The organism is Streptomyces sp. NPDC057654, from assembly GCF_042800135.1.
Taxonomy (GTDB): domain Bacteria; phylum Actinomycetota; class Actinomycetes; order Streptomycetales; family Streptomycetaceae; genus Streptomyces.
On record NZ_JBHVHQ010000835.1, the window covers coordinates 1 to 3,795 of the forward strand.

Genomic DNA, 3,795 nt, shown 5'->3' on the forward strand with positions numbered 1-3,795 from the left:
CTTCGTAGACGGTGCCGACGAGTGGTCCGGGAAGCTCGTTCACGGCGCGTCTCCGCGCCGTTCCGCCTTTACCGCGTCGCGAGCCCGGACGATGTACTCGTTGGCGCCGCCGCCGAGGACCTCCCGCACGTTGCGCGCGGAGAGCTTGTCGGCGCCGCCGAGCGCGTCAGCGAGCTTGCGCACCTTCTCCAGGTCCGCCTCGGCGAGCGGCCGCCTCGGGGTCTTCGCGGACGACTTGCCAGAGGGCTGCTTCCCTTTACGCACAAGGGCTGTAGCCCCCTCGGCACCCCCGCCGCCACCATCGGGCGGACCGCCTCCGCTGTCCCCGCCGGGGGACTCGTCGGGGCCGTCATCGCCCCCGGACTCGGGCGGGAAGACCTCGCGCAGGAAGAGATCGACGGCGACGCTCTCGGCGCGCCGGTCGTTCTCCTCCAACACCTTCTCGATGCGCTGCTGCGCGGCGATCTCGACGGCCAGCGAATCGGGGGTGACGCCCAGCGGGAGCCGGTAGACGCGGTGCCAAGCCTGCGCCCACATTTCCGCCTCGCGGCCGGACCGGAACGGGTTGGCCGCGAGCAGCTGCTCGTACACCGTCCAGACGTCGCCGAAGAGGTGCGAGCGGTTGGCTTCCTCCCAGGCCCGATCGCGGTCGACCGATCCGGCCGGCCGGGCGGCGAGGATCTGCTCGTACTGCTTCCAGGCGTCGGGGAACAACGCCTTGCGCTGCTTGTCCTGGGCTTCGTCGCGCTGCTCCTGGAGCTTCTTCTCCACGGCGTCCGCCTTGGCCTTCGCCTTGTCGCGGGCGCGCTCTTCCAGCCCTCGGGCGTCGGCGGCCGCCTTCGTCTCCAGGTACTGGCGGACCTCCCACAGGACCGGACCGCCGACCGAAGTGACGGCCAGCGCGACCCCGGCGATCAACCCGAACTGGGCTGTTCCGTGAGTCGCGTTGATGTATCCGGCGACCGAGGCGAGAACCGCGGTCAAGGTCCAGAACGGCGCTCGGGACAGCCCCTTGCGGTGAGCCCAGGCCGTACCGAGAACGCCGACCCAGGCCAGCAGTTCGAGGAAGACCGGTACCGGCAGCATGAGCCACGCGATGCCCTTGCCACCCAGTCCCAGGAAGTAACTGATCTGGGCGGGGAGGGCGGCGGCGAGCCCGAGGACGACTACGACCGTCACCAGAGTCTTGAACGAGCTGCCGTCATCGGCGCGGGCTTCGCGCCGTTCCGTCTTGCGCTGCTCGTCCTGATCCTTGCTCTCTTGCTGGATTCCCTCCAGCTTCTTCTTGAGATTCGCCTGTTTGACCTGCTCGGCGAGGGTCTCGGTCGCGGTCTTCACCGAGCCGACTTCGACGGCCTGCTCCGCGGCCTTCGCCTCGGCGCTGGTCTTCGCGGCCTCGGCGCGGGTCTTGGCCGCGTCGGCCTCCCGCTCCTCCCAGCTGCGGTACTCGCTCACTGGTCGTCCTCCGTCTCGGTAGCCGGAGGCTCGTCGGCCGCGCGGTCCACACGGGCCGCAGCGCACATGTCGAGGTAGGCCTCGCACTCCTCGGGCTGCCAGGTCAGCGGTTCGCCGTGCCCGGCCCGGAACTCCTGCGGCGTCATGACCGCGCTTCCTTCCTCACGTTGGCCTTCTTCGGGACCGCGACCGCTGCCGGGACGGCCGGTTCGGCGAACAGCACCGCGGCGACTTGGGCGCGAGCCCCGGGGAAGACCGCAGTGACCTTGTGCTTCTTCGCGTACGCGCCCGCGTAGCCCCGCAGACCGTCGAGGACGGCCTGCGCGAGCCCGGCGGCCAGCACCAGAACCCCGGCGACGAAGAGCACCACCAGCTCGGCGATGCCGGCCACGTACAGCGGGAACCGCGACCGGCTCGGCGTCTTGGCCGTACTCATCGCGGTGCTCCGTTCGGGGCGGGGACGTCGGCAGAACGCTGAGGGTCGATGCCCAGAGCCTCGGAGTGCTTGAGCAGCAGACGGGCGACCTCGCGGATCGAGGCGGCCGGCGCAGCGGCGGACAGCGCTCCGGCGATCTCCCCCGCGATCCCGGTGACCCGGGCCCGGTAGAGGGCGAAGGCGAGAGACTCGGCAGTCAGCGCGGCCGCGATGGTCTCGGTGTCCTCGATCGCGACGTTGCGCTGGGCCCGGAGCATGTCGCTCTGGGCGCGCAGTCGCTTGACCTCCGCGTGCTCGCTGATCAGTTCCGTCGTGCGCTCGGTCAGCCGCTCGTCGAGGTAGTCGAGCAGCGCGTCCAACTCCTCGTACTGCCGGAGCGACTTGGCCCGGATGATCCGCATCATGCGGACACCTCCTGGTCGGCGAGGCCGGACAAGGACTGGGCGTCGTTGCGGCGGTGTTGCTCGTCGGCCCACAGACGGGCGCACAGACCGCGGGCGTGAGCGGTGTTCTTGTCCGGCACACGGGCCCGGCGCAGGGTCTCGGGGGAGATCTCGAAGCCGCAGCGGGTCATCGCCGAACCCCCATCCCGGAAACGGCCTGCCCGTGGCGGCGCAGCTCCTCCTCCGACTGGCGTCGGGCTTCCTCGGCGCGCTGTGCGGCCTCGGCAGCCTCCTGCGCGGCCTGCTCCTGGGGGCTCATGAGGGCTGCTCCGTTTCGGCCCCGGGGGCCGTCTCGTCGTCGGCCAGGTTCGTGAGGGTGCACACCGCGCGGTACCCGGTGGTGTCCAGGCCGAGCGTCGTTTTCGTTTCCTCAGCCGCAGTGCTCAGGAAGAGAGAGCGCTGACCGTCGGCCCACTTCCGCAGTCCTTGACGCGCCTCGGCGGTGCTGATGTCGAGCGCGGCCGCGATCTCGGTCCAGGTGGCGCCCAGCAGTAGGGCTTCGTGGACGCGGGTGCCGCGCCCGTACTCCATGTCGCGACGGATGGATTCGCGCAACGCGAGTACGGCCAAGGCGTCGCCGGCGTCTCCGCGCTTCACCGCGTAGGGGAAATCGGCCGGCAGGTGATTGTCCATCAGGTGGCTGGTGTGCTGGGCGTGCTTCTCGGCCTGCCACGTCAGCGGCGTCGCCGTGGGGATGTCGCTGGGGCGGCGGACCTCGGATGCCTGGAACGCCGCGTACTGCTCGCTGCTCATGCGGCTACCTCCAGCAGGAGCATCTTGCGGAGCGTGATCGACCTGCCGGGCTGGGCGGCACCGACAACCCCGCCCGAGGCGTGCTGCCGCAGCATCGTGCGCGCGTCGAGTCGAGCGAGAGCGTGGTCTTCTGCCGGAGGCACCGTGGCGAGTCGGAGATCGGTGTCAGCGAAGTCGGTGACCACCTCGGCGGCCCGGCGCAGCCGGAAGTGCGCGGCGATGGTGTGACGGGCGATCGTCGAGAGCCACCCCATGAGGTGCTCGTCGTCGGCTCGCACGGTGTGCAGTGCGCGGATCGCACGTACGAAGGTCTCCGAGGTGAGGTCCTCGGCGAGGTGCCAGTCCGAGCGGTTCAACCGGTTGTGGATGTACCGCTGGATACGCGGCTGGTAGGACTCGAAGATCTCAGCCAGGCGAGCCGAATCAGCCCGGCTGATGCTCTTCTGATCTGCTGTAGCGTCGAACACGGGTCGTGTCTCCTTCTCATGGAACGGCCCAACCGCGGCTCCGGTGTGCCAGCACCGGAGCCGCTTGCCGTTGTCGTGACGACCTCTTGAATCCGAGCGGCCACGGACCCTCGCTTCCGCTGCCTGAGCAGCGGGGCCGAGAGCGGTGATCGCTGGTGTCTGGGGCTTCCTGCGGCCCCACGCCGACGCCCATCCACTCGGTCAGCCGAAGCGACGGGCGGATGGTGACGACGTGCAGCGC

General features: G+C 70.1%; 8 protein-coding genes. All 8 read right to left on the reverse strand.

Going from position 1 to position 3,795, the window contains the following annotated elements; genetic code table 11:
* Positions 1–39 precede the first annotated feature (39 nt).
* The 8 genes from ACFU99_RS36780 to ACFU99_RS36815 are packed head-to-tail and all read right to left on the reverse strand — an operon-like array spanning position 40 to position 3,554.
* The gene (locus tag ACFU99_RS36780) at positions 40–1,455 is read right to left on the reverse strand and encodes a hypothetical protein (protein WP_384400931.1); all 1,416 of its coding nucleotides are present in this window, start codon (positions 1,453–1,455) and stop codon (positions 40–42) included.
* A complete protein-coding gene (locus ACFU99_RS36785) occupies positions 1,452–1,601 on the reverse strand; it encodes a hypothetical protein (protein ID WP_384400934.1) in 150 nt (49 codons plus the stop codon). Before ACFU99_RS36785 ends, ACFU99_RS36780 begins: the two co-directional genes overlap by 4 nt.
* Positions 1,598–1,891, reverse strand: coding sequence for a hypothetical protein (locus ACFU99_RS36790; RefSeq protein WP_384400937.1), 294 nt, complete (start codon positions 1,889–1,891; stop codon positions 1,598–1,600). The genes ACFU99_RS36785 and ACFU99_RS36790 overlap by 4 nt, the downstream gene beginning before the upstream one ends.
* Positions 1,888–2,295 (reverse strand): hypothetical protein, encoded by a 408-nt coding sequence (locus tag ACFU99_RS36795; protein WP_384400940.1) that lies wholly within the window; start codon positions 2,293–2,295, stop codon positions 1,888–1,890. Before ACFU99_RS36795 ends, ACFU99_RS36790 begins: the two co-directional genes overlap by 4 nt.
* Positions 2,292–2,465: a hypothetical protein gene (locus ACFU99_RS36800; RefSeq protein ID WP_384400943.1), complete on the reverse strand. Its 174-nt coding sequence runs from the start codon at positions 2,463–2,465 to the stop codon at positions 2,292–2,294. Before ACFU99_RS36800 ends, ACFU99_RS36795 begins: the two co-directional genes overlap by 4 nt.
* Positions 2,462–2,593 (reverse strand): hypothetical protein, encoded by a 132-nt coding sequence (locus tag ACFU99_RS36805; RefSeq protein WP_384400946.1) that lies wholly within the window; start codon positions 2,591–2,593, stop codon positions 2,462–2,464. The genes ACFU99_RS36800 and ACFU99_RS36805 overlap by 4 nt, the downstream gene beginning before the upstream one ends.
* On the reverse strand, positions 2,590–3,087 hold the full coding sequence (locus ACFU99_RS36810) for a hypothetical protein (protein WP_384400949.1): 498 nt from the start codon (positions 3,085–3,087) through the stop codon (positions 2,590–2,592). The genes ACFU99_RS36805 and ACFU99_RS36810 overlap by 4 nt, the downstream gene beginning before the upstream one ends.
* The gene (locus tag ACFU99_RS36815; RefSeq protein WP_384400952.1) at positions 3,084–3,554 is read right to left on the reverse strand and encodes an RNA polymerase sigma factor; all 471 of its coding nucleotides are present in this window, start codon (positions 3,552–3,554) and stop codon (positions 3,084–3,086) included. The genes ACFU99_RS36810 and ACFU99_RS36815 overlap by 4 nt, the downstream gene beginning before the upstream one ends.
* Between the last annotated feature and the right edge of the window lie 241 nt (positions 3,555–3,795).

Excerpts from the sequence above, each read along its gene's own strand:
- ACFU99_RS36795 (WP_384400940.1), bottom strand. The coding sequence starts at position 2,295 with ATGATGCGGATCATCCGGGCCAAGTCGCTCCGGCAGTACGAGGAGTTG.
- ACFU99_RS36790 (WP_384400937.1), bottom strand. The coding sequence starts at position 1,891 with ATGAGTACGGCCAAGACGCCGAGCCGGTCGCGGTTCCCGCTGTACGTG.
- ACFU99_RS36810 (WP_384400949.1), bottom strand. The coding sequence starts at position 3,087 with ATGAGCAGCGAGCAGTACGCGGCGTTCCAGGCATCCGAGGTCCGCCGC.
- ACFU99_RS36800 (WP_384400943.1), bottom strand. The coding sequence starts at position 2,465 with ATGACCCGCTGCGGCTTCGAGATCTCCCCCGAGACCCTGCGCCGGGCC.
- ACFU99_RS36785 (WP_384400934.1), bottom strand. The coding sequence starts at position 1,601 with ATGACGCCGCAGGAGTTCCGGGCCGGGCACGGCGAACCGCTGACCTGG.
- ACFU99_RS36805 (WP_384400946.1), bottom strand. The coding sequence starts at position 2,593 with ATGAGCCCCCAGGAGCAGGCCGCGCAGGAGGCTGCCGAGGCCGCACAG.